This window comes from Exiguobacterium sp. SH0S1 (assembly GCF_004337165.1).
GTDB classification, from domain to species: Bacteria; Bacillota; Bacilli; order Exiguobacteriales; family Exiguobacteriaceae; genus Exiguobacterium; species Exiguobacterium aurantiacum_A.
The window spans coordinates 412,583-437,646 of record NZ_SJVC01000001.1 but is presented as its reverse complement, the minus strand read 5'-3'; the positions used below and the strand labels follow the sequence as shown (position 1 = coordinate 437,646).

Sequence of the window (25,064 nt, the reverse complement as noted above, 5' to 3'; positions counted from 1 at the left end):
TTTTATATGACAATGTCGAAAAATGAAGGTGACGGCAAGAAACCGTCACCTTCATCGATCAATGCGTCTCGTTGAGCTGCGCGACAATTACTTGCGGCAACTCTTCTACCGTCGTTTCAATCACTTCGCCCGTAGCACGGACTTTCACTTCGACGATGCCTTCACCGGCTTTCTTCCCGACGTTGATACGAATCGGCAAGCCGATCAAGTCAGCGTCGGCAAATTTAACGCCGGCCCGTTCTTTGCGGTCGTCGTACAATACATCATACTTCGACGATAGTTCATCGTAAAGTCGATTCGAAAGTTCGAGTTGCGTCTCGTCTTTCGCGTTGATCGCGATCAAGTGCAGATCAAACGGTGCGACACTCTTCGGCCAAACGATGCCGCGGTCGTCGTGGTGCTGTTCGACGATCGCCGAAAGCGTCCGCGAGACACCGATGCCGTAACAACCCATGATGAGTGGTTCCGCCCGGCCTTCTTCGTTCAAGAACGTCGCGCCCATCGCTTCTGAGTAACGCGTGCCGAGTTTGAACACTTGACCGACCTCGATCCCACGTGCGAACCGGACTGGACCAGATTCGTCTGGTGCCAAGTCGCCTTCGACGACGAAGCGGAGGTCATGATACGTCAAGTGCGACAAGTCGCGTTCTGCATTGACGTGCATGAAGTGCGTGTTCGCAACGTTGGCGCCACATACCGCATCGACTAAATATTTAACGGCGTAATCGGCGACGACTTTGACCGGTGCGTTGATCGGTCCGAGCGTCCCTGGTTCACAGCCGAACAATTCAATGATCTTCGACTCGTCTTCCATTTGGATATCGAGTCCGCCAAGGGCGTTCTTCACTTTGACATCGTTCGCTTCGTGATCGCCGCGAACGATCGCCATGACCGTCTCGCCGTCGACGTTGAACAACACCGACTTGATCGTCGTGTTCGTCTCCACGCCCAAGAAACGCGCCACGTCTTCGATCGTCTTATGCTCTTTCGTATCGACTTTATCGAGCTCGAGCACAACACCGGCTTGCATGTCGTAACGGTCAAGCGTTTCCGCCATCTCGATGTTCGCCGCGTATGACGACGAATCCGTATAGACGATCGTATCCTCACCGATTTCGGCGAGCGCCTGGAATTCGTGCGTGTCTTTCCCGCCAATCGCGCCTGAATCGGCCACGACCGGACGATACTTCAAACCGGTGCGGTCAAAGATGCGCGAATAAGCGTTATACATGTTGTCGTACTCTTCGTCCAAATCAGCCTGTGTGGCGTGGAACGAGTAGGCATCTTTCATCAAAAACTCACGTCCGCGTAATAATCCGAACCGCGGACGACGCTCATCGCGATACTTCGTCTGAATCTGGTACAAGTTGACCGGTAACTTCTTATACGAGTTCAACTCGTCACGGACGATCGACGTGATCAACTCTTCGTGAGTCGCTCCAAGTGCGAAACGGCGGTCATGACGGTCCGTCAAACGCATCAGTTCAGGTCCGTAGATGTCCCAACGTCCCGTCTCTTCCCATAGCTCCGCTGGTTGGATCGCCGGCATGAGCAGTTCTTGCGCCCCGGCCCGGTTCATCTCTTCACGGATGATCGTTTGAATATTTTGTAACACACGATGACCGAGTGGTAAATAAGAGTAGATCCCCGCTGCATTTTGTCGAATAAATCCACCGCGCACGAGAAGTTGATGGCTGACAGCTTCAGCGTCAGCAGGAACCTCTCTCAAAGTAGGCATAAGCAATCTCGATTGTTTCATAAATATCAACGTTTCCCTTCTCTAACACAGTCTATTTGAAAAATGATTGGATATCGTTCCAAGTGACGATGAGCATGAGCAGCATAAGCAGGGCAAATCCGATAAAGTGGACGAACCCTTCTTTTTTTGGATCGATCGGTCGACCACGCACTGCCTCGAACAACAAGAAGATGAGTCGTCCCCCGTCAAGCGCCGGAAGCGGCAACAAGTTGAAGATCGCCAAGTTGACGGATAAAAGTGCCGTCCAGTTGAGCAACATGATGAAACCGCTCGCCGCCACTTCGTCGGTCATGCGGACAATCCCGACCGGACCTGCGAGTTGATCGACTCCGACTTGGCCGGTCACTAAATCACCGACCGCAGAGAAAATCAATGTCGACATCGTCCACGTCGTCTCAGCTCCTGTTGTGAACGCTTTTGTCGGTGATCGCTCGAGCGCATTTGTCACGCCAAGGATACCGACCGTCTCACCATTTTGTTCGACTGCTTGAGGTGTGAGCGTTACCGTTTGTTCCTCACCCGCCCGAATATAGGTCACCTCGGTCGGTGTATCGGCACGATCGGCCAAAACCGTTCTCAGGTCGAGCCAGTTATCAATCGTCTCACCCTCGATCGAGACGATTTCGTCTCCGGTGACGAGCCCGGCTTGATCAGCCGCTGAATCCGGTTGTACCGTCCCGATTTGACCGTCGTCTGTCGGTGTGCCTTGCACGAGACCGACAATGACGAGCAAGACGAAAGCAAGGACGAAGTTCATGGCCGGGCCGGCTGCGATCGCGAGCACTCGCTTCCAAACTGATTGCGCTCCGAATGTGCGGTCGTACGGTGCGATTTGAATCTCCATACCTTGATCGACGAGAAGTGTGTCGCGCTCGAGTGTGTACACCCGCACTTCTTCGTCGACGAGCAATTGAATCTTCAATTCACGGATTGAATCGAACTTGTCGACCGTGCCGACGACGTGTACATCCGTCGCTTGGTCCGGTTGGAAATAGACGCGGTCGACTGTGCCAGCGCTCGTTAACCGGAGCCCGACTTGTTGACCGGCCTTCACTTCGATCGGCTCGAAATCCTCACCCGCCATCTTGACGTAACCACCGATCGGCAATAAGCGAATCGTATAGAGCGTCTCATTCTTTCTGAACGAAAAGATTTTCGGCCCAAACCCGATTGCAAATTCATGACAGAGAATCCCTGCCCGTTTCGCCATGACGAGGTGTCCCCATTCATGAACTGAAATGAGCACCCCAAACATCAAAACGATGGCGATAAAAGTTTGCATGATCTATTTCCCACCTTCACTTTCGTTGCTGAATTTGTTCACGAACCGATTGATCGACTTGAAGGATCTGCTCAAGCGTCGGTTCTACAATGACTGTATGTGCATCCATCGCTTGCGCGACGATCGATTCAATCTCGACGAACGCAATCTTTCCGTTCAAGAACAAATCGACAGCCGTTTCGTTAGCCGCATTCAACACGGTCGGCATTGAACCACCTTGACGACCTGCTTCATACGCTAGTCGAAGAGCCGGATAGCGATCTAAATCGGCTTCCGCAAAATGGAGCGTCCCGATTTCTCTCAAGTTTAACCGCTTGTTCCCTTCGATTTCAAGCCGTTTCGGGGTAGAGAGCGCATAGAGGATCGGTCCCCGCATATCGGGGTTTCCGAGTTGCGCCATGACTGCGGCGTCTTTAAACTCGACCATCGAGTGAATGATCGACTCCCGATGGAGCACCACTTCAATATCATTATAATCGATATCGAACAACCAGTGCGCTTCGATGACTTCGAGCCCTTTGTTGAACATCGTCGCCGAATCGATTGTGATTTTTGCACCCATCGACCAGTTCGGATGATTGAGCGCTTCTTCGACGGTCACGCTCGCTAATTCAGCGCGTGTCTGATCACGGAAACTTCCGCCCGAGGCCGTCAAAATGATTTTTGAAACGTCCTCGCGACGTTCTCCGTTCAGGCATTGATAGATGGCCGAGTGTTCACTGTCGACCGGAAGCAAACTGACGCCGTGCTCTTTGACGGCGGCCATGACGAGATGTCCGGCTGTGACGAGCGTTTCTTTGTTCGCCAAGGCGATATCTTTACCGGCTTTAATGGCGGCAAGCGTCGGCTCTAAGCCGACTGCCCCGACGACGGCCGTGACGACCACATCGGCCCGCTCAGCGGTCGCACATTCGATCAACCCTTCGAGTCCGATAAAAAAGAGTGGTTCGTATGTAAGGCGTGGCTTGAGCTGTTCGAGTACCTCGATCGTTTTGGCTGATACGTATTTCGGGCGAAGGCGATTGATCCATTCCTCGGCTACCTCGACGTTCGTTCCGAACGCGTACGCCTCAAGTTCAAACAAGTCGGGGTGCTGCTCGATCACGTCGCACGTCTGTACGCCGATCGAACCAGTCGCCCCGATTAAGCTGATTCGCTTCATCTTGACACTCCTTTTACAACAAATTGAAAATCCAAATGACGGTGAATACCGCGATCATACTATCAAATCGGTCTAAAATGCCACCATGTCCCGGTAATAGATGTCCAGAATCTTTTACGCCAAACTGACGTTTGTACGCTGATTGTACCAAATCACCGAGCTGGCCGACGACAGAAACGACAACCGCTAAGACGAGCACTTCGACGAGCGGTAGGACCGGTTCAATCAAGACATAGACGACACCGACGACCACAGCTGAAACAATACCGCCGACAGCTCCTTCGATCGTCTTGTTCGGGCTGATCGAGGGCCACAGTTTCGTCTTGCCGATTGCTTTCCCCGTGAAATACGCACCCGAGTCGGTCGCCCAAATGATAAATAAGACGAGCAATACTTTCGCCAGCCCGTCTTCAGACAGACGGACGAGGGCAAAGCTTGAAAACCCGATGACGAGATAAACAGCCGAGACGAAATAAAAACTCGCATCTTCATATGTGAAACGGTTTTTCGTGACGACCGTCCAAAAGAGAAGCAGCATTAACCCGAGCACCATCCATTGACTCGTCGAAATCGGAAGTTCACTCGTCAACAACTGCCGTTCTAAGAGCATCATGACGAACGGGAACGCTACGAGCAACGATGTCACGAGGAACGGGAACGCTGTCAGCTTATGTTCACGCATCATCGTAAACTCGCTCAAACCGATCAAAGCGAGCACGCCCATCAAGATGACGAACGGGCTGCCGCCAAGGGCGATCAAGCTGACAAAGATGGCGCCGGCCCAAAGTCCGGTAATAATTCGTGTTTTCATATTACACTCCACCAAACCGACGCGTACGTGTATTGTACGCTTCGATTGCTTCGACGAAGTGCTCACGTTTGAACTCGGGCCACAATACGTCTGTGAAGTGGAGTTCGGCATACGCCCCTTGCCAGAGCAGGAAGTTCGATAACCGTTGTTCACCGCTCGTCCGAATGATCAAATCGACATCTTGCATATTCGTCATGAGCCGCTCTCCGATCATCGACTCGTCGATCTCATCTGGATTGATTTGTCCGGCCGACACGTCGCGCGCAATGTCACGCATTGCTTGGATGAGTTCGTCACGGCCGCCATAGTTCAACGCGAAGACGAGGTCTAACCCCGTGTTCGTCGCGGTACGCGTGCGCGCTTCCTCGACCGCCTCGCGTGTTCCACGCGGTAGTTTCGACACGTCACCGGCAACGAGCACTCTGACGTTTTGTTCGTCGAGTTCTTTTAAGTCGGTCTCTAAAAATTGCTTCGGCAACTTCATCAAAAAATTGACTTCTTCTTCTGGACGCGTCCAGTTTTCAGTCGAGAACGCGTAAAGCGTCAGCGACTTGATGCCGAGCTCTTGAGCCGTCCGGACTGATTCACGGACCGATTTCATCCCTTCCCGGTGACCCATGATGCGCGGGAGCCCGCGTTTCTTCGCCCAACGGCCGTTTCCGTCCATGATGATGGCGACATGTTCGGGGATGCTCAATTCCGCCTCAGTCTTCGTTTTAGGATTCACCCATTTAAACATAGTCTATCCTCCTGATTATATGAAAGAGGGACCCTTTCAGTAAAAGGGTCCCCACACAGCTTTTTGGTATACCACTTCCGTGATTATACTTCCATGATCTCTTTTTCTTTGACCGCTGCAGACTCATCAATCTTTTTGATGTAAGAATCCGTTAACGTTTGAACGTCGTCCGCGTAACCGCGGAGGTCGTCTTCTGTCAAATCACCATCTTTTTCAAGCTTCTTCAAGTTCTCGTTCGCGTCACGACGAACGTTACGAACCGCAACTTTCGCTTCTTCCGCATACTTCTTCGTGATTTTAACGAGTTCTTTCCGGCGCTCTTCCGTCAAGGCAGGGATTGCTAAACGGATGACTGTCCCGTCCGAAGATGGCGACAGACCGAGATCCGCTCTTTGAATCGCTTTCTCGACTTCCGTTACGAGCGACTTGTCCCAAGGTTGGATCAACAAAAGACGAGCTTCCGGCGTGTTGATGTTCGCTACTTGGTTGAGCGGCGTTGGCACACCGTAGTAGTCGACTTGGACCGGGTCCAAAATCGATGCACTGGCGCGTCCGGTGCGGAGCGTCCCAAAATCACGTTTTAATGATGTATGGGCTTTAACCATCTTTTCTTCAGCCGTTTTCATAACTTCGTTTGCACTCATGAATTGATTCCTCCCACTACCGTCCCGATATGTTCCCCGAGAACGACACGTTTGATATTTCCTTCTTCAAGCAATGAGAATACAATCAGCGGAATATGGTTGTCCATGCATAGTGACGTCGCTGTCGAGTCCATGACTTGGAGACCGTCTTTTAAGACGTCCAAGTATGTGAGTGACTCGTATTTGACCGCATCCGGGACAAGTTTCGGGTCTGCCGAGTAAACGCCGTCAACGTTGTTTTTCCCCATTAAGATGACGTCAGCTTCAATCTCGGCTGCCCGGAGCGCTGCTGTCGTATCTGTCGAGAAGTACGGGTTACCCGTCCCTGCTGCAAAGATGACGACCCGGCCTTTTTCAAGGTGGCGCATCGCCCGGCGGCGGATATACGGCTCAGCAACTTGACGCATTTCGATTGATGTTTGGACGCGGGTTTGGACACCGTGTGTTTCGAGGCTGTCTTGAAGTGCAAGCGAGTTAAGTACAGTTGCGAGCATGCCCATGTAATCGGCATTGGCCCGGTCCATACCGAGTTCGCTTCCCGTCTTTCCGCGCCAGATATTTCCGGCACCTACGACGACCGCTACTTCGACGCCCATGGCGACTAACTCTTTAATCTGTCCAGAAATCGAGTTGACGATTGCCGGATCGATTCCGTATCCTTGATCTCCTGCGAGCGCTTCTCCACTCAATTTTAACACAATTCTCTTATATTTCGGTTCCATACTTTGCCTCCTCATGCTTGAAAAAAGGGAACACGCTCCCTTAACGAACTAACTCAAGGTTATACAGACGTGTTCCCAATTTTAATTGCATCATCATACATGACGCAGATTATTTTTTAAGTTGGTTCATTACTTCTTCAGCAAAGTTTTCTTCGCGTTTTTCCATACCTTCTCCAACTTCGAAACGTACGAACGAGTTGATACGGCCGCCTTTAGACTCTACGTATTTTCCAACTTTGAAGTCAGCGTCTTTGACGAACGTTTGGTCGACGAGGCAGATTTCTTCGAAGTACTTGTTCATGCGTCCCGCGATCATCTTCTCGACGATGTTAGCAGGTTTGCCTTCGTTGATTGCTTGTTCAGTCAAGACTTTCTTCTCGCGCTCTGCTTCTTCAGCCGAGACTTCGTCACGTGTCGCGTAAAGTGGGTTAGCTGCTGCTACGTGCATAGCTACATCTTTCGCTACTGACTCATCTGTCGTGCCGTCGATGACGACGACCGAACCGATGCGTCCGCCCATGTGAAGGTAAGTGCCGAATACAGCGTCGTCCGCTTTTTCAAGAACAGCGATGCGACGGAGCGAGATTTTCTCTCCGATTGTCGATGCTTCTTCTTGAATGTGAATCTCAAGCGTTTTACCAGCCACGAATTCAGCAGAAAGTGCTGCTTCAACTGTTGTCGCACCTGAAGCGAGAACCGCTTTCGCCACATCGCTTACGAGTGTTTGGAACTTCTCGTTTTTAGAAACGAAGTCCGTCTCTGAGTTGACTTCGACGAGAGCAGCTTTGTTGCCTTCAACCGCTACTGCTGTCAAGCCTTCAGCTGCGATACGATCGCCTTTAGCTGCTGCTTTAGCAATCCCTTTTTCACGAAGGAAGTCGATTGCCGCTTGCATGTCACCGTCTGTTTCCACGAGTGCTTTTTTGCAATCGAGCATACCTGCTCCTGTTTTTTCACGAAGTTCTTTTACCATTGCTGCTGTAACTGCCATCGGAAATTCCTCCTTGTAAAACTTACATTTTTTTAAAATAAAAGCACTAGGCTTCGAATAGACTATTTCCTAAAAAAAGGTGATAAAAGGCTTTCCCTTTATCACCTGTTGTCTAACTGATTACTCAGCTTCTGTAGCTTCAGCTTCTGGAGCTACAGCTTCTTCAGCAACTTCTTCTTCGCCTTGCTTCGCTTCGATGATCGCATCAGCCATCTTAGAAGTGAGCAATTTAACCGCACGAATTGCATCGTCGTTCGCTGGGATAACGTAGTCGATTTCATCTGGGTCACAGTTTGTATCGACAATCGCAACGATTGGGATGTTCAATTTGTGAGCTTCTGCAATCGCGATCCGCTCTTTGCGTGGGTCAACGATGAAGAGAGCGTCAGGAACGCCTGGCATATCTTTGATTCCGCCGAGGAACTTCTCAAGACGTGTCATTTCTTTTTTCAAGATGATGACTTCTTTTTTAGGAAGTACTTCGAACGTGCCGTCAGCTTCCATTTTCTCAAGTTGCTTCAAGCGGTTAATACGCTTTTTGATTGTTGAGAAGTTTGTGAGTGTTCCACCCAACCAACGCTCATTGATGAAGTACATACCTGAACGGAGTGCTTCTTCTTTGATTGTATCTTGAGCTTGTTTTTTCGTACCTACGAAGAGGACGTTTCCGCCTTCTGCCGCGAGTTCACGAACGAAGTTGTAAGCTTCGTCTACTTTTTTAACCGTCTTTTGAAGGTCGATGATGTAGATTCCGTTACGCTCCGTGAAGATGTATTTCGCCATTTTTGGGTTCCAACGACGTGTCTGGTGACCGAAGTGTACACCAGCTTCGAGCAATTGCTTCATTGAGATTACTGCCATGATAAATTTCCTCCTTGTGGTTTAAAAAAGTCCTCCGCCTCGTTCATCGTTGTACTCCGACCTTTCGGCACCGAGGAATACCATCCCGAGACGTGTGTGATGTGTTTAACACCGAAAATTACTATAGCACATGTCGCCGAATCCGGCAACTCTCACTTTTGTCGAAGTTTCGCATAAAGCGCCACTTCGCCTTCCCCTTTTCCGAGGAGACGTGCCGTGTCGCGGACTGAATGACGGAGCAACACCTCTTCGACGCTCGGGTTAACCGCGCCGTCTTCAGACGTTTCAGTTTCTGTCTCGGCGATTTCGACCGAGGTCGGTTTTGACGATTCAGGCGCGTCGTTTTTCACAACATCGCTCATCGATTCCATGAATGACAAGAGCAACGCCTCTGTCTCGCGTTTCTCGCTTTCGAGCCGATTGACGCGTTCGTTCAATGTTTGGATCTGCCGGAACCCGATCAATAGACCATAGGCAATCACGATCCCCGCGATCATCAACACAAAAGTCATCCCTTCACCTCCTCACGATGTCTTCTCTTCTAGATACGAGCGGCCTAGCGCCTGTTTGAGTGTCTTTAACGCCTTCGAATGAATCTGTGAGATGCGGGAAGTCGATAATTCTAACACTTCCCCAATCTCCGTCAATGTCAACTCGTCAAAATAAAATAACGAGACGACAAGACGTTCTTTTTCAGACAGATGATCAATCTCGGTCGTCAGCACGTCGACTAACTCGCGTTGCAACAACGTGTCTTCCGGTTTTTCCGAATCGGGGTCAAAGTACGTGACCGACATGACTTTTCCTTCTTCTTGGAGCGTCACCGCCTCGTCAATCGACAACATGTTCGCGAAATACCCTTCCGCCATCGCCTTTTCGATATCAGCGATCGGAAGCGCGCACGCGTCGGCCAATTCTTCTTTCGTCGGGGCACGGTGCAGCTTTTGCTCGAGTTGTTCGGCGACATGGTCAATCTTCTTCACGCGCTCTCGTACCGAGCGCGGCAGCCAATCGATTTTTCGAAGTCCGTCGATAATGGCACCCCGAATCCGAAAAGCTGCATACGTATCGAATTTATTATTATGTTCCGGATCATATTTCATGAGGGCATCGTACAATCCCATGTAACCCAAACTTTTCAATTCGTCGCGTTCGACGCTCTTTGGGAGCGTCACGATCATTCGTTGCACGTGATAATGGATCAGAAATTCATAATGTGATAATAATTCATTTGCCGTATCCATATCGCGGTCAGTATTCCAACGATCCCACAACTGGGTAAGCTGAGTCGTCATGTCGATCCCCCCTTATAGTTCTTTTGTTCCGATACTCACTGTCCGAATCGATAAGACGCATGTTGCCACGTCAAATTCAATCGTTCGTCCGTTATGCCCACCACAATCCTCGGCGATTAGCGGGATGTGATGTGCTTTTAAAGCGATGCGGATTGCTTCGGCATTTCGTTCCCCGATTCGCATCGCCGCGTTCTCATATTTGAATTGAAACATTTGGGCCCCACCGGCCATCTTGGCTTGCAGGCGTCCTGCCCCGGCCCGTTTGAGTGACTCGACAAGAGCATCGATGGCCGTATCCGCATATTTCCCGACTTCGATCGTCTGGTGTTTCCTTGCGATCGCCGAATCTGGAAGCATGACGTGTGCCATCGCCGCCACTTGCATCCGGGCATCATACAAGATGACACCGACGCATGAGCCGAGTCCCGCCGTGCGGAGCCGGTTCGGTGCTGTCGTTTGCTTCCACTCGGCAATTCCGATTTTAAGAACTTCAGCCATGGCCAAGCAACCTTCGTTGAATCCGATCTAGCGAGCCGTGCGTCGGTAAGAAGAGCACATGCCCGGCACTCACCTTCTCGTCAATCATGAACGTCGTGTCGATATAGAGCGCGGCATCTTCTTCCGGTTGAACGGACGTGACGACAAACTCGACGATCGATCCGGCCATATCAATCGCGGTCGCCGGCACTTGAATCATAATCGGCGTATTGAGCCAGTCGCCTAACGCTCGCGCGTAAGCCCCGCTCATAATGTTACCGATCTCTTCCCACGCCGATTTACCGAGCTCGTTGTTCGATTGGAACGTGAACGGTGAGCCGATCAGCGAAGCCACCATACTCTCCGCATCATCCACCGGGAACATGATCAGGATCATGCCACTGATCTCGCCCCCAAGCTCTAACAGGACAGAGGCCACATGGCGCTCGGGACCACCGACGCGGTCCGGTAAATATGTGATCGGTTCCATTTCAGCAGACGATACCGTGATGTTGACCGGCTTGGCGAGCAGTGTCGAGAGCGCGGTCGCCGCATGTCCAGAACCGATGTTCCCAAGTTCTTTTAACAAATCTTGTTCAAATTCACTCAGCATGTTGGTCCTCGAACAACGCGTTCGCATCGAGAAGCGAGAACAGCTTGTCCTCACCTTTAGCGATCGCCGTCAAGTGTGCCGAGTGCATCTCGTGGCTCGAATCCGGAATCGGTTCGATCCGGACTTCATCGCTCTCGACGACTTCGTTGGCACGATCGACGATAAAACCAGCATCGCCTTGATTCAAAGAAGCGATCAAAATCCGTGTCTCGTCTGTCGGTGCGATTTCTTCATAACCGAGGCGAAGCCTGAGGTCGATGACCGGTGTGACCACACCACGGAGGTTGATGACACCCTTCACGTGTGTTGGTGCGTTCGGCACCCGGGTGACAGGTTGTAACCGTTCAATCGAACGGACTGATTGGACATCGATTCCGTACGTGTTCGATGCGAGTGAAAACACTACCCATTTTTGTTCCATCTTTCTTCCTCCTTAAAAGAGATCGTTGCTGTCTACGATGAGAGCGACCCGTCCATCTCCGAGAATCGTTGCCCCCGAAATAGCCGGAATGCCTTCGAGATACGTCCCGAGCGGCTTCATGACAATCTCTTGTTGACCAATCAAGTCGTTTACGACGACTCCGACGAGTTTATTGCCTTTACGCACGACGACGACCGGGAACTGTGATTTTGTTTCCGAATCGATTCCGAAAATTTCTTTTAAATAAACGAGCGGGACGAGTTGTCCGCGGAAATCGAAGACACGTTCGCGATGGGCCGTCAGGATGTTGGCTTCATCGAGCAATGTCGTCTCGAGAATCGATGACAATGGGATGGCATACGTCTCGTCACCCGCTTGGACGAGCATCGCCGAGATGATTGATAACGTGAGCGGTAGACTGACTTGGAACTTGGTCCCTTGTCCGACCACGGTCTCGAGCGTGACCACGCCACCGAGCGACTCGATTTTATTTTTGACGACGTCGAGTCCGACGCCACGACCTGACAAGTCTGTGACAACGTCTGCCGTTGAGAAGCCCGGTGCAAAGATGAGCATCGCGAGCTCGTTGTCTGTCATCGTCGCCGCTTCTTCAGTCGTGATGACACCACGTTCGAGCGCTTTCGACCGGACTTTATCGACATTGATTCCCGCTCCATCATCTTCGATCTCGATGAAGACACGGTTACCGCCATGGTAAGCACGGAGGGCGAGTCGCCCTTGTTGCGGTTTTCCGGCTTGGACGCGTTTGTCAGGAAGCTCGATGCCATGATCGATCGCGTTGCGAATCAAGTGGACGAGCGGATCACCGATCTCATCGATTACGGTCCGGTCGAGTTCCGTGTCAGCTCCTGAGATATCGAGTTGAACTTTTTTATGAATGTCTTTCGCGACCGAGCGGACCATCCGTGGGAACCGGTTGAACACTTGCTCGATTGGCATCATCCGTAGCGTCAACACGAGTGATTGCAGTTCGTTCGTGCCACGTTTGATTTTCTCGACCGTCTCGTTTAGTTCGGGTTGTCCGACCTCGTCGGCAAGGCGTTCGAGTCGACCGCGGTCGATGATGAATTCTTCAAACAAGTTCATGAGACGATCGATCCGTTCTAAATTGACACGAATCGTCTTCGCTTGAGCGACAGCTTGTTCTTTCGGTTCTTCTGCTTCTTGCGCTTTCGGTTTTATTTCTTGCACCGCTACCGCTTCTGCACTCACAGCAATTTCCGGCTCGCTCTCGCTCACGCTCGTAAATACCGAGACGTGGACTGTTTCAACTTCTGACACTTGCGAGACGGCGTGTTCGATGACTGCAGCCGTCTCTTGTGACAAGAACAAGACATCAAACGACAAGTCGAACTGTTCTTGCTCAATCGCTTCCGTCTCAGGGTGGGTCCGGACGACTTCACCGAGCTCTTGGAGCCGATCAAACACCATGTAAGCCCGGGCTGCTTTTAAGACGACGGCATCCGATAACTTAACATGAAGTTGGAACGCCTCAAAACCGGTCTGTTTCGCTTGTTCAATGACCGAATCCGCATACAAGTCGACAGTAAACACCGACGACTCTTCCGCCGTAGCGATTTTTTGTTCCTTACCTCCGATAAACGACTGGAATGCCGAAACCGTCGCTTTGACGTCGACGTTCGTACCGGTTCCACCCGTCTCGATGTCGGCAATCATCGCTTCAATCTGTTCCATCGCGATAAACATCGTATCAAGCAACAATTGGTTGCTCTCTTTTTTGCCTGACCGGACAAGGTCAAGGGCACTCTCCATCTCGTGTGTCAAATTGGCCACGCTTTCGTAACCCATCGTCGCCGACATCCCTTTGAGCGTGTGGGCCGAACGGAAAATCTCTTGAACCGCTTCAGCGCTAGCCGTCTGCTCAAATTTCATTAACTGTGTGTTGACCGATTGGATATGCTCTTGTGACTCATCCAAAAACAACCCTAAGTATTCGTTCACGTCCATCTATATTACCTCCCTGTCGTTAGACTCGCTTCCACTGTTGCCGCAAATTCCCAATCAACCGATCCATGAAGTGCCGTGGCTTCGGTGGTGTTCCGGTAAGCGTTGTCAAAATACGCTCGAGTCGCCAGCTAATATCACTCTTTCGGTCAAATTGGTAAAACGGGACTTGGGCGATGACCGCTTTCCTTACAGAAGCGTCATCTGGTAAAAAACCAAGGAACCGAATCGGTTTATTCAAAAACTGTCGGCATGCGACTTCCATCCGTTCGTAACACTGAAGTGCTTCTTCCCCCGACTGCGCCCGATTGACAATGACCCCGATCGGTAAATCCGGACTTTGACGATGCACGAGTTTCGTATACGCGTAACCATCCATCAGCGATGTCGGTTCTGGGGTCAGGATGAGAAACATCTCGTCACATCCTTCAATGAATCGTAACGATGTGTCCGTTGCTCCTGCTCCCATGTCAAACAGTACGTAATCATAAGTCGTCAGCACTTCAAGTTCACGCATTAAAAATTGCATGTCTGCTTCTGAGAATTGAACTAATGTGTCAAGTCCACTTCCTCCATGTAATATATCGACACCGTGCACGTCTTTCTGAACCGAAGACGCAAGCGGAGTCCGAGTTTTCACAGAATCGACCATCGTTTTAGACTGCGCCGCATTCAAAAGAATGTGCACGTTCGCCATCCCGATGTCGAGATCGACGATCAAGACACGCTTTCCGAGTTCGACGAGCCCGATTGCGGTGTTCACGCAGACGTTCGTCTTGCCGACGCCGCCTTTTCCGCTCGCGAACGCGATTGTCGTTGGTGCGACATCCGTCTTCGCTCTTAAACGCCTTGCTTGGTCCATCGTGTCCACCCTTCCTTCTCAAGCATCTTTTGCGTCAAGATGTCTGGGTCGCCGGCGACCATATCGTCCGGCACTTCCTGGCCGTCTGTCAGCCAAGCGACGGGGAGTCCGCTCTCGCGCACCATCCGATACATCGCGTGGATATCACTCGTCTCATCCGCTTTCGTGAAGATGAGCGACCGGAGCGGCAATTTTTCAAACTGTCGGTAAATCAAATCCATGTCTTTCATTTTCGACGTCAGACTGAGCACAAGTGACAAGCTCGTCTCCGAGAAGTCGTGATGGTTATGAAACTGTTCGACGTACGCCTCATCGCGGAAATTGCGTCCGGCCGTATCGATCAAGACGATATCTTTTCTTGCAAACAGTTGTTTCGCCCGTTTAAAGTCGTCAAAGTCATAGGCGACCTCGACGGGGATATTTAAAATCTCGGCGTACGTCTTCAGCTGTTCGATCGCCGCGATCCGGTACGTGTCGGTCGTAATCAAACCGACCGACATCCCTTGGTCGAGCTTATAGTGGGCGGCAAGCTTCGCGAGCGTCGTCGTCTTGCCGACACCGGTCGGACCGACGAGCATGACGTAGCGCAACGCATCCGGGACCGTTAAAAAGGAACTGCGGATCTGGTCATAGACGTATTGCTCGACGACCTCTAGCGATTTAGTCGTATAGTACAGTTCGTTGATTCGCTCTTCCCACGATTCATTTGTGAACGACTCAGACGCTAAGAGCGACTCGATATGGGTCAGACCCGCTGGCAAACGCCTCTTTTCAGGAACAGGCGTCACCGGTTGTGGAGTGGGTGTAGGTGCAGGTGCAGGAATCGGCTTCGCCTTTGCTTGTTTCGGCTGCAGTTTCGGCTCGGTTCGAGGCTTGACCGTTAGCGGCGCTTTCTCGAGTGCGGCAATCACTTCAACTTCTTGTGAAGCGAACAACCCGAACCATCCTTTCTTGACTTGGCGAGAATTTAAGATGACAGCCTCGTCGCCGAGATCTTGTTTCACTTTCGCCATCACTTCGGACATCGTCTTGCCTGTATATTTTTTAATTTGCATATTAAATCACCCCAATACTTTTCACTTCGAGCGAGCTGAGCAATTCGTTATACGCAAGGACCGGAACGTCAGGATAGTACCGTTCGAGCAGCTGTCTCACGAATATCCGAATCGTCGGCGAGCAAAGAATGACGGCCGAAGCCCCGTAGCGTTCAAACATCGACAGTTGTTCGCCAGAGCGCTCGATGATTTCGCGCGCTTGCTCCGGATCGAGCGCCAAATAGTTGCCGAACTCGGTTTTTTGGACAGCGTCTTGAATAAGTTGCTCGGTCTGTCCACCGAGTGTGACGACGTAGAGTGGACCGTCCGGCGGGCTGACTTGGTCAGTCAACTGGCGGGCGAGTCCTTGACGACAGTATTCGCCTAATATATCAGCGTCTTTCGTCACTTTTCCATAATCGGCCATCGTCTCAAACAAGAGCGGCAAGTTGCGAATCGAGACGTGCTCTTTCAATAGATGACGAAGTACTTTTTGGATATCTCCAATCGAGAGCACGGATGGGGTCACATCTTCGACGAGCACCGGGTGTGTCTCTTTCAAATGCTCGACGAGTTGCTTCGTCTCTTCCCGTCCGAGTAGGTCGGACGCATGTTTCTTGAGCGTCTCCGTTAAATGCGTGGCGACGACTGAAGGTGGGTCGACGACGGTGTAACCGCTCATCTCGGCCCGCGTCCGCGTCTCTTCATCGATCCAGAGAGCGGGCAATCCGAAAGCCGGTTCCGTCGTTTCGATCCCGTACACTTCAGGGTCTTCAATTCCAGGGCTCATCGCCAAGTAGTGATCGAGTAATAACTCACCTTCTGCGACGACATTGCCTTTCACTTTGATCCGGTAAGCGTTCGGTGACAGTTGCAGGTGGTCACGGATCCGGACCGTCGGTAAGATGAACCCGAGTTCGAGTGCGAGTTGACGGCGGATCATGACGACACGGTCGAGCAGGTCGCCGCCTTGCGATTCATCCGCGAGCGGGATCAGCCCGTAGCCGAACTCGAACTCGATCGCATCGATTTGCAGGAGCGAGACGACGGTCTCGGTCGGTGCCGCTGGTTCCTCATCCGGTAGCGGTTCAGCAATCGCTTGCTTCAGGCTGCGGCGCATCGAGTACGCCCCGAAGAATGTCGCACCCGCGATCAGCGTCGTCACCGGAAGTAAACTTGGTGACACGAAACCGAGCAAGAAGATGACCGTGCCCGCGATATAGAGCAACGTCGGATTTTGACCGAGCTGGTCGACCACGTCTTCCCCGAGATTGCCGTCCGAGACGGCACGGGTGACGATGATCCCGGTCGCCGTCGAAATGAGGAGGGCCGGAATCTGACTGACGAGCCCATCCCCGATTGTCATAAGCGAGAACGTCGTAAACGACTCACCGACAGGTAATCCCATTTGGACAACGCCGATGATGATACCGAAAATCAAGTTGATGACGACGATAATGATTCCGGCAATGGCGTCACCTTTTACGAATTTCGAGGCCCCGTCCATCGAACCATAAAAATCAGCCTCGCTTTGAATCTTTTTACGGCGGATTTGGGCGTCTTTGTCATCGATCAACCCAGAGTTCAGATCGGCATCGATTGCCATTTGTTTCCCTGGCATCGCGTCGAGTGTGAATCGAGCCGAGACTTCCGATACTCGTTCGGCACCTTTCGTGATGACGACGAATTGGATGATGACGAGAATGAGGAATACGACAAATCCGACGAGAACGTTTCCGCCGATGACGAAGTTCCCGAACGTCGCAATGACTTCCCCACCATATCCGGTCGAGAGGATCGAGCGGGTCGTCGACACGTTCAGCCCGAGACGGAACAGCGTGACGATCAGCAAGAGAGATGGGAAGACAGAGAAATCAAGCGCTTCCCGGGCGTTCATCGCCACGAGTAAAATCATGAGGGCGATCAATATATTTATAATGATAAGAAAATCTAGTAAGAACCCCGGTAACGGGATGACCAGCATGACGACGATCATAAGAACGCCAATCAATACTGCGAAATCTTTAGCTTTTACAGCCAACGCATACTCCTCCTCAAGACGGTTGTTTCAGTTGATAGACGAACGCCAGCACTTCGGCGATCGCCTGATAAAACGACTCGTCGACGACTTCTCCGATGTCTAGCTGCGCATAGAGCGCACGGGCCAGTGGTTTATTTTCCACGATCGGGATATCGTGCTCTTTTGCGACGTCACGAATATTGAAAGCGACTTGGTCGACCCCTTTGGCGACGACGAGCGGCGCAAAGTCTTTCGTATCGTCATAACGGATGACGACAGCGAAATGGGTCGGGTTGGTGATAACGACGTCCGCGTTCGGAATCTCTTGCATCATACGCCGCATCGCCATCTCCCGTTGTTGTTGTTTGATTTTCGACTTGATGAGCGGGTCGCCTTCACTGTTCTTATACTCGTCTTTAATGTCTTGTTTCGACATGCGGATCGATTTTTCAAAATCGAACCGTTGATAAAAGAAGTCGAGCAATGCGAGCGCGAGCAATGCGACACTGACCCACAGCCCGAGTTCGATCGTGATCGCAGCGAGTGCGACGACCGATTCACGAACATGTTCGACGGCCATGCGTGACAATTCTTTTTGGTTTTGCCAAAGTATAGCGACCGCAGTCGTCAGGATAATCAATAATTTGAATAAGGACTTTAAAAATTCGACGACTGCTTTCATGCTGATGATGCGCTTGACCCCTTTGAGCGGGTCAATCCGCTCTAACTTTGGTTGAATCGCCTCTGTTGAGAACAGTGAACCGATTTGGAAATAGTTGATTAAAATACCGAACACGACCGCAACGATCAAGAACGGTGCTAAAATGATCCCGGCGCGAATGACCAAATCAATCATCATCCCGGACATGCCTTCTGATAAGTCGTACAGCAAATATGTTGGACCAAGTAGCTCTTTCGTCAGGCCAAACAACTGCTGACCGACAAAAGGTCCGAGAAAAGATAACATGAGGAACATCGCGAACAAGGCGAACGCTCCGGTCAGATCGGCTGATTTCGCAACTTGTCCTTTTTTACGCGAGTCTTCTCGTTTTCGAGGTGTTGCTTTTTCCGTTTTTTCTCCTGCAAAAAACTGAAGATCGACCGATAAAGAGTATAGAGGCTTCATTGAGCGTCTCCTAACAACGTCATAAAATCACGTAATATCTCTTGCAACACCGGGATGAATTGGCTGATCCCATTCAGCGTCAATCCCATCATCATTACCATCACGGAAAACCCGGCGATCAATTTGAACGAGAACCCGATGGCAAAAATGTTGAACTGCGGGGCCGATTTTGCTAAGAAGCCAAGCGCCAAGTCGACGAGAAGCAGCGATGCCATGAGCGGGAACGCGAGTTGCAATGCGACCATCATCGTCATCGTGACGACCTTCACGGCCATCATGAGCGATCCTTCGCTAAAGTTGATCATCGGCTGACCAGGCGGATAAATTTGAAAGCTGTAATAGATACCGTCGATCAACAGTAAGTGCAAATTACTTGATAGCATGATGAACAGCGTAAAGATGTAATAAAATCGTCCGATCAACGGCGACTGTCCGCCAAACATCGGGTCATACGCTGACGCCATCGCCAGACCGAGCTGCAAATCGATGATTCCCCCGGCAATCTGCGGGGCAAAAAATAAGATATTGATCAAAATGCCGAGCAGAAGTCCAATCAGCACTTCGTACAGCACTTGAACGATGAAGGCTTGCCCAAGTTCGAGCGGCTCTGTTACCGTGAACATCGCATAATAAGCTAAAAAAGCACTAAACGCGACACGGTGCATGACCGGGAGCTGCCTTGAAGAAAATAAAGGCACACTTACGAAAAATCCGGATAGACGAGCAAACGTCAATCCATATAAACTAATGAAATCGACCGCATTCATTTCGAGGCGACCTCGACCATCAGTTCAAAGATCATCCGCGTAAATCCTTCCATCTGTTGCAGCATCCACGGCGCGAAAACGACGAGCCCGATAAAGACCGCGACTAGCTTTGGAACGAACGATAGCGTCTGTTCTTGAATTTGAGTCGTCGCCTGTAAAATCGAGATGACGAGTCCGACGACGAGGGCGATCAAAAGAAGTGGCATCGAAATTTTTAATAATGTCCATACACTCTCTGTCGCCAAATAGATGACCATTTCATGCGTCATAATCGTTCCTCCTACATACTTCTAAGCAATGATTCCACGATTAAGTGCCATCCATCCACTAATACAAACAACAACAATTTGAACGGCAGAGCGATCATGACCGGTGGAAGCATCATCATCCCCATCGACATGAGCACACTCGCCACGACCATATCAATGATCAAAAAAGGCAAGAAAATCATAAAGCCGATTTGAAACGCCGTCTTGAGCTCACTGATGGCGTAAGCTGGTACCATCGCGAGCAAAGGAACGTCTTCGACCGACTCCGGTTGCTCATAATTCCCGTATTTGATAAACAGTTGCAAATCTTCCTGTCGCGTATACTTTGCCATGAATCGTTTCATCGTGTTACCGGCTTCCTCGAACGCCTCATCTTGACTGATCTCGTCGTCCATATATGGAGACAACGCCTTGTCGTTTAAATCAGATAAGACCGGAGACATGACGAACAGCGTGATGAACAAGGCGAGCCCGATGATCAATTGGTTCGGTGGGGTCTGTTGTGTCCCTAAGGCTGGCCGAATGAATGAAAGAACGACGACGACACGTGTAAAACAAGTCATCAAAATCAAGAATGACGGCGCCAGCGTGAGCAGTGTCAATACGACCAATAATTTAATCGAAGTCGACGTGCTGTCCGGCGTTTCTAAATTGATCAGTTGTTCAATCGTCGTCATTGCTTCTTCCTCACTTCTTCAATCTGTGACAGTTGCTGTTTGAACGTATCTAAGAACGTTGATGTGTTCGAAGTGTTCAGTGAAGGCGCGTCATACGCTGCTTCATCAATCGATTCCGCGTCGATTCGATCAATCAATTGAATCGATTCACCGACACCGAGCACGTATACTTGCTCCCCTAACTTGACGAGCTGCACCGAGCGGTCCTTCCCAAGCGGTACCCCGCCGAGATGTTTCATATGTTGCGCCGTCTTCACACCTTGCGTCCGTGCGTTTAACCAACGCATCAAGACGAGGAATCCTCCAATTACGACAACTAAACTCAAAACGACCTTGACCAACGTCCCGACCGTCGAGACGGTCGTAGGGACAGATTGATCTTTGGCTTCAGGCTGCTGTTGTTCGAACTGTTTATCCACGGTGGCGGCCTCGACCGTGGCCGGCACAGACAGCCCGACCACGAGCAGGAAAATCAACCACCACTTGTTCATTGTGCGACCGTTTTCGAAACTGCCTCGACGACACGTTCCGCGTTGAACGGTTTCACGATGAAGTCTTTCGCTCCCGCTTGGATCGCATCGATGACCATCGCCTGTTGTCCCATCGCCGAACACATGATGACTTTGGCGTTCGAATCGAACCCGCGAATTTCTTTCAATGCCGCCAGGCCGTCCATTTCTGGCATCGTGATGTCGAGAGTGACGAGATCTGGCGTGAGTTCACGGTATTTTGCGACCGCGTCAATACCGTTCTCTGCCTCGCCGACCACTTCAAACCCGTTCTTCGTTAAAATGTCTTTAATCATCATGCGCATGAACGCCGCATCATCTACCACCAAAATTTTTGCACTCATTATTCTTCCTCCTTAAACGATTCCAATCCGCTCATGCGGTTGGATGATTTCTGTCACACGTACCCCGAAGTTCTCTTCGATGACGACGACTTCGCCGCGGGCAATGCGTTGTTGGTTCACATAAATATCGACAGGTTCCCCCGCCAATTTATCAAGTTCAATGATCGACCCTTGCGACAGTTCGAGCACTTCTCGCACTGACCGTTTCGTCCGGCCGAGTTCGACCGTCACGTTGAGCGGCACATCATACAGCAAGCCTAGGTTTGCCGGCACCGAATCGTTTGACGTCGGGGCGTGGAGTGGCATGAACTCGGCTTGGCTGACCGCCACTTCTGGGGCTGACGTTTTTTCAGTGCGTACCGGAGCAGGTGCCGAAGCTTTCGCTGGTGTGACCGCCGCTTGAACTTTCGGCTGCTCTTGTTTAGGCGCGGCCGGGGCTGACGTCGTAGCTGCAATCAGTTCGTTGACGAGTTGCTTCCCGAATTGAATCGGGGCAATTTGGACAATTTTTGAATCAATCAACGTGCCGACTTTCAAATTGAACTCGATCAGCACCATCGTTTCCCAAAGCTCAAGCCGGTCAATGATCGTTTGATTTTTCGTCGCATCGAACACTTCGACGAGCGGCGGCGAAATATCAATCTTTTTAGAGAACACGGTCGAGAGCGATGTGGCCGCAGCCCCCATCATTTGGTTCATCGCTTCTTGAACGGCCGATAACCGAATCTCATCGAGCCCGTCCGGATCGACGCCGATCCCGGTCCCACCGAGCATCAAATCAGAAATGATGGCCGCGTCTTCGCGGGTCAAGACGAGGACGTTCTCCCCTTTCAACCCTTCGGTGTAACCGACCCGAAGCGCCACGTGAGGTGTCGGATAACGCTCTCTGAGCTCATCGATCGTCACTTCACTGACGACCGGGGTCGTGATTTCTACTTTTTGTTGCAGTAACGTCGACAGCGCCGTCGCGGAATTTCCGAACGAGATATTTCCAATCTCTCCGAGGGCGTCGCTTTCCATCGAGTCGAGATGTTCTTCGCTCTCGTCTACCGGCTTTGGCGAACTGTCGTTCGTTCCTCGTAATAACGCGTCAATTTCATCTTGTGACAACATCTCACTCATTGCTCTTCCTCCTTCACCCGGTGAAGCACTTGGACCGCCATCCGCTTCCCACTCACACCGACTTGCCCTCTGAACACTTTATTTTCCCCTACTAGGACGGATAGCGGGTCTTTCACTAGTTGATCGAGCGTCAAACAGTCACCGATTTCTAAATGCAACAAGTCACCGAACGTGATTGTCGTCTCCCCGAGCAGGGACACGACTTCTACCGTCGAGTTCATCAATTGGGCTTTGAGCGGTTCTTGACTGTTCCCGCTCGCATTGCGGCGGTTCGCCTCCTGCATCCAGTAATGACTCGATAGTTTCGATAGCACCGGCTCGATCGTCACGAACGGCAAGCAGACGTTAATCGTCCCGCTCACTTCTCCGATAGTGACCCCGATCGAAATGAGCACGACCGTCTCGTTTGGTGACACGAGTTGAAGGAACTGTGGGTTCACTTCAACGGCCGTCATTTCGGACTTGATTTCGGCAATCGACTCCCACGCTTCCCCGTAACCGGCAAAAGCTCGTTTATATAGCTGGGTCAAGATTCGCATCTCGATTTCAGTGAAGCTTTCGACTTTTTCAATCTCGACGCCAGGTCCCCCGAGCAGTCGATCCAACATCGCGTAAGAGATGTTCGGATTGACTTCGATAATGAACCGGCCGTTAAGCGGGGGCGCCTCGATCAAGTTGATCATCGTCATACTCGGAATCGAATGAATGAACTCATCGTATGGAAGCTGTTCGACTGAATTGACCGTGAACTGGACATACGTCCGAAGTTGGGCCGAGAAAAATGTCGTCAGCATCCGTGTGAAGTGTTCATGAATCCGGGTCAAGCTACGAATTTGATCTTTAGAGAAACGGACGGCCCGTTTGAAGTCATACTGCCGTACTTTTCGTTCTTCTTCTTGATTCAAAAAGGAATCGGCTTCGACATCTCCACTGCTTAGCGCTGATAACAGGGCATCAATTTCTTGTTGAGACAGTACTTCTCCCATGATGCCACCTCACTGTATAATTTTCTTCGTCATATAGACGCGCTGGACCTCACCTTTTTCCAGCAGTCCGTTTAATTGCTCGCGAAGGGATTGCTCGAACTTCTGCATATCTTCCTTCGTCGTGAGCTGTGCCTTCGTCATCCCGGCCAAATCACCAAGGATGACGTTATGGACTTGGAACTTACGAAGTTCAAGATCTTCTTTCGTCTCAGCCGCATCGGTCACAATCGTGAATTGGACGTTGATGAACCGTTCGTCTTGAATGTTCGTCGTCATATCCTCGGTCGTGAAGCTGCGCTCGGCGAGTTCTTCTGCCGTCACAGGTTTCGTTTTAGCCGTCACGTTGTCGCCGAATACATATTTATAAGTCATAAACCCAGCGCCCCCCATGACGAGCAGGACGACGAGCAGGATGAGCACCATTTTCATGGCGCCTCCTTTTTGTTTTTCTTCACTCATCTTCTTCACCTCTTGTGACTGTCGTTCCCATCAACCCGATCGAGCCGTAAAATGCCGTCGTCCGCTCGATGATTTGATCTTTCGTCTCTGTGACGATATAAGTTTTGCCGTTATACAAATGAATGATCGTGTCAGGTTCGGCCTTGACCGTCTCGATGAACAAGGCGTTCAAGACAAATTCCTCACCCCGCAATGTCGTGACGCGTATCATCAGCGTTTCAAGTTGACGAGTTCTTGTAAAATCTCGTCTGACGTTGTGATGATTCGTGTGTTCGCCTGGAATCCACGCTGGGCGACGATCATTTCCGTGAACTCTTCTGATAAGTCAACGTTCGACATCTCGAGGGCGCCCGAGACAAGTTCACCACGGCCTCCCGAACCTGGAACTCCAAATTGAGGTGCTCCTGAGTTTTGAGATTGAACGAAATTGTTGGCACCGACTTTTGATAGACCTGCGTTGTTCGAGAAGTTTGATGTCACGATATAACCCGCAACTCGTAATTCTCCATCTGCTCCTACGAAACTAACTTGACCATCTTTTCCTATTGAGAGCGAACGGGCGTCTGTCGGGATTTTAATACGTCCGTATTTATCTGTTTGTGCTCCAACTGCAGTTTGTAAATATGGGACGTCAAGATCACTTGCCATTTGTAAAGCAGTTGGTGTTGCAGCAACTCCAGGAGTCCCAGAAGGTGGAAGGTCATTTGTTTGAGAACCAATAAGATATGTCCCGTCCCCGGTTACTAAATTTCCTTGGTTGTCCGTATAAAAGTTACCGGCGCGTGTGTATTGGAGTTGCCCATTTACCATCGTCGCATAAAACCCTTCACCCGAGATTCCGACGTCGAGCGCCCGGCCTGAGTTTTGCATCGCGCCTTGGTTATAGACGTTGTCGACCGTCGCCATCGTACCCCCGAGACCGACTTCTTTCGGGTTAATCCCACCAGTCGTTGCATTCCCTGCAGAAGCACTACCGACTTGCTGGCTGACGAGGTCTTTGAACGTGACGCGGCCTTTTTTATACCCGAACGTGTTGACGTTGGCGATGTTGTTACCGACGACATCAAGCTTTGACTGGAAGTTCTTTAATCCGCTGATTCCTGAGTACATTGCTCTTAACATGATG

The 25,064-nt window shown here is 50.9% G+C and carries 29 protein-coding genes; all 29 read right to left on the bottom strand.

The annotated features are described in order from the left end of the window. Positions 1 to 58 precede the first annotated feature (58 nt). Positions 59 to 1,759, bottom strand: a complete 1,701-nt coding sequence (locus EVJ20_RS02205; RefSeq protein WP_131465269.1) for a proline--tRNA ligase — start codon at positions 1,757 to 1,759, stop codon at positions 59 to 61. Between the two features lie 31 nt (positions 1,760 to 1,790). Further along, on the bottom strand, positions 1,791 to 3,041 hold the full coding sequence (gene rseP / locus EVJ20_RS02200; RefSeq protein WP_131440240.1) for an RIP metalloprotease RseP: 1,251 nt from the start codon (positions 3,039 to 3,041) through the stop codon (positions 1,791 to 1,793). Between the two features lie 16 nt (positions 3,042 to 3,057). Then, positions 3,058 to 4,203, bottom strand: coding sequence for a 1-deoxy-D-xylulose-5-phosphate reductoisomerase (locus EVJ20_RS02195; RefSeq protein WP_131440242.1), 1,146 nt, complete (start codon positions 4,201 to 4,203; stop codon positions 3,058 to 3,060). A gap of 13 nt (positions 4,204 to 4,216) precedes the next feature. After that, positions 4,217 to 5,014 (bottom strand): phosphatidate cytidylyltransferase, encoded by a 798-nt coding sequence (locus EVJ20_RS02190; RefSeq protein ID WP_070327472.1) that lies wholly within the window; start codon positions 5,012 to 5,014, stop codon positions 4,217 to 4,219. A 1-nt stretch (position 5,015) separates the two neighbouring features. Continuing rightward, a complete protein-coding gene (locus EVJ20_RS02185; protein WP_131489836.1) occupies positions 5,016 to 5,753 on the bottom strand; it encodes an isoprenyl transferase in 738 nt (245 codons plus the stop codon). A gap of 83 nt (positions 5,754 to 5,836) precedes the next feature. Then, entirely contained in the window at positions 5,837 to 6,397 is a 561-nt protein-coding gene (gene frr, locus EVJ20_RS02180; protein WP_035385902.1) for a ribosome recycling factor, read from the bottom strand. Then, positions 6,394 to 7,119 (bottom strand): UMP kinase, encoded by a 726-nt coding sequence (gene pyrH, locus EVJ20_RS02175; RefSeq protein WP_071399619.1) that lies wholly within the window; start codon positions 7,117 to 7,119, stop codon positions 6,394 to 6,396. Before pyrH ends, frr begins: the two co-directional genes overlap by 4 nt. A gap of 109 nt (positions 7,120 to 7,228) precedes the next feature. Further along, positions 7,229 to 8,110 carry a translation elongation factor Ts gene (tsf, locus tag EVJ20_RS02170; protein WP_070327475.1) on the bottom strand — a complete coding sequence of 294 codons (882 nt, stop codon included), beginning with the start codon at positions 8,108 to 8,110 and terminating at the stop codon, positions 7,229 to 7,231. 120 nt (positions 8,111 to 8,230) lie between these two features. Next, the gene (gene rpsB / locus EVJ20_RS02165) at positions 8,231 to 8,971 is read right to left on the bottom strand and encodes a 30S ribosomal protein S2 (RefSeq protein WP_021067146.1); all 741 of its coding nucleotides are present in this window, start codon (positions 8,969 to 8,971) and stop codon (positions 8,231 to 8,233) included. A gap of 152 nt (positions 8,972 to 9,123) precedes the next feature. After that, positions 9,124 to 9,483, bottom strand: a complete 360-nt coding sequence (locus tag EVJ20_RS02160; RefSeq protein WP_070327476.1) for a hypothetical protein — start codon at positions 9,481 to 9,483, stop codon at positions 9,124 to 9,126. Between the two features lie 12 nt (positions 9,484 to 9,495). Next, positions 9,496 to 10,266, bottom strand: a complete 771-nt coding sequence (locus tag EVJ20_RS02155) for a FliA/WhiG family RNA polymerase sigma factor (RefSeq protein WP_035385905.1) — start codon at positions 10,264 to 10,266, stop codon at positions 9,496 to 9,498. A gap of 12 nt (positions 10,267 to 10,278) precedes the next feature. Beyond that, the gene (locus tag EVJ20_RS02150) at positions 10,279 to 10,764 is read right to left on the bottom strand and encodes a chemotaxis protein CheD (protein ID WP_131440252.1); all 486 of its coding nucleotides are present in this window, start codon (positions 10,762 to 10,764) and stop codon (positions 10,279 to 10,281) included. Then, on the bottom strand, positions 10,757 to 11,356 hold the full coding sequence (locus EVJ20_RS02145) for a chemotaxis protein CheC (protein ID WP_131465271.1): 600 nt from the start codon (positions 11,354 to 11,356) through the stop codon (positions 10,757 to 10,759). Before EVJ20_RS02145 ends, EVJ20_RS02150 begins: the two co-directional genes overlap by 8 nt. Beyond that, positions 11,346 to 11,777, bottom strand: a complete 432-nt coding sequence (locus EVJ20_RS02140; protein ID WP_016508282.1) for a chemotaxis protein CheW — start codon at positions 11,775 to 11,777, stop codon at positions 11,346 to 11,348. The genes EVJ20_RS02145 and EVJ20_RS02140 overlap by 11 nt, the downstream gene beginning before the upstream one ends. A 12-nt stretch (positions 11,778 to 11,789) precedes the next feature. Next, complete coding sequence (locus EVJ20_RS02135) at positions 11,790 to 13,766, bottom strand: chemotaxis protein CheA (protein WP_131506947.1); 1,977 nt, start codon at positions 13,764 to 13,766, stop codon at positions 11,790 to 11,792. A gap of 19 nt (positions 13,767 to 13,785) precedes the next feature. Further along, positions 13,786 to 14,625: a MinD/ParA family protein gene (locus EVJ20_RS02130; protein WP_070327481.1), complete on the bottom strand. Its 840-nt coding sequence runs from the start codon at positions 14,623 to 14,625 to the stop codon at positions 13,786 to 13,788. Further along, on the bottom strand, positions 14,604 to 15,680 hold the full coding sequence (locus EVJ20_RS02125) for a GTP-binding protein (RefSeq protein ID WP_131506945.1): 1,077 nt from the start codon (positions 15,678 to 15,680) through the stop codon (positions 14,604 to 14,606). The genes EVJ20_RS02130 and EVJ20_RS02125 overlap by 22 nt, the downstream gene beginning before the upstream one ends. 1 nt (position 15,681) lies before the next feature. Then, positions 15,682 to 17,700 carry a flagellar biosynthesis protein FlhA gene (gene flhA / locus EVJ20_RS02120; RefSeq protein WP_070327483.1) on the bottom strand — a complete coding sequence of 673 codons (2,019 nt, stop codon included), beginning with the start codon at positions 17,698 to 17,700 and terminating at the stop codon, positions 15,682 to 15,684. A gap of 13 nt (positions 17,701 to 17,713) precedes the next feature. Further along, positions 17,714 to 18,805 (bottom strand): flagellar biosynthesis protein FlhB, encoded by a 1,092-nt coding sequence (flhB, locus tag EVJ20_RS02115; protein WP_131465277.1) that lies wholly within the window; start codon positions 18,803 to 18,805, stop codon positions 17,714 to 17,716. Then, positions 18,802 to 19,572 carry a flagellar biosynthetic protein FliR gene (gene fliR, locus EVJ20_RS02110; RefSeq protein WP_071399610.1) on the bottom strand — a complete coding sequence of 257 codons (771 nt, stop codon included), beginning with the start codon at positions 19,570 to 19,572 and terminating at the stop codon, positions 18,802 to 18,804. Before fliR ends, flhB begins: the two co-directional genes overlap by 4 nt. Beyond that, positions 19,569 to 19,841 (bottom strand): flagellar biosynthesis protein FliQ, encoded by a 273-nt coding sequence (fliQ, locus tag EVJ20_RS02105; protein WP_070327486.1) that lies wholly within the window; start codon positions 19,839 to 19,841, stop codon positions 19,569 to 19,571. Before fliQ ends, fliR begins: the two co-directional genes overlap by 4 nt. Positions 19,842 to 19,852: 11 nt before the next feature. Next, a complete protein-coding gene (gene fliP, locus EVJ20_RS02100) occupies positions 19,853 to 20,518 on the bottom strand; it encodes a flagellar type III secretion system pore protein FliP (protein WP_016508219.1) in 666 nt (221 codons plus the stop codon). Continuing rightward, a complete protein-coding gene (locus tag EVJ20_RS02095) occupies positions 20,515 to 21,009 on the bottom strand; it encodes a flagellar biosynthetic protein FliO (protein ID WP_070327487.1) in 495 nt (164 codons plus the stop codon). The genes fliP and EVJ20_RS02095 overlap by 4 nt, the downstream gene beginning before the upstream one ends. Next, positions 21,006 to 21,371: a response regulator gene (locus EVJ20_RS02090; protein ID WP_035385909.1), complete on the bottom strand. Its 366-nt coding sequence runs from the start codon at positions 21,369 to 21,371 to the stop codon at positions 21,006 to 21,008. The genes EVJ20_RS02095 and EVJ20_RS02090 overlap by 4 nt, the downstream gene beginning before the upstream one ends. 12 nt (positions 21,372 to 21,383) lie before the next feature. Continuing rightward, entirely contained in the window at positions 21,384 to 22,493 is a 1,110-nt protein-coding gene (gene fliY / locus EVJ20_RS02085) for a flagellar motor switch phosphatase FliY (RefSeq protein ID WP_131506943.1), read from the bottom strand. Next, positions 22,490 to 23,479, bottom strand: a complete 990-nt coding sequence (fliM, locus tag EVJ20_RS02080; RefSeq protein ID WP_070327489.1) for a flagellar motor switch protein FliM — start codon at positions 23,477 to 23,479, stop codon at positions 22,490 to 22,492. The genes fliY and fliM overlap by 4 nt, the downstream gene beginning before the upstream one ends. Before the next feature lie 9 nt (positions 23,480 to 23,488). Further along, positions 23,489 to 23,938 carry a flagellar basal body-associated FliL family protein gene (locus EVJ20_RS02075; RefSeq protein ID WP_071399607.1) on the bottom strand — a complete coding sequence of 150 codons (450 nt, stop codon included), beginning with the start codon at positions 23,936 to 23,938 and terminating at the stop codon, positions 23,489 to 23,491. Continuing rightward, on the bottom strand, positions 23,931 to 24,149 hold the full coding sequence (locus EVJ20_RS02070) for a flagellar FlbD family protein (protein WP_131506941.1): 219 nt from the start codon (positions 24,147 to 24,149) through the stop codon (positions 23,931 to 23,933). The genes EVJ20_RS02075 and EVJ20_RS02070 overlap by 8 nt, the downstream gene beginning before the upstream one ends. Beyond that, positions 24,149 to 25,060 carry a flagellar basal body rod protein FlgG gene (flgG, locus tag EVJ20_RS02065; protein WP_131506939.1) on the bottom strand — a complete coding sequence of 304 codons (912 nt, stop codon included), beginning with the start codon at positions 25,058 to 25,060 and terminating at the stop codon, positions 24,149 to 24,151. The genes EVJ20_RS02070 and flgG overlap by 1 nt, the downstream gene beginning before the upstream one ends. Positions 25,061 to 25,064 lie beyond the last annotated feature (4 nt).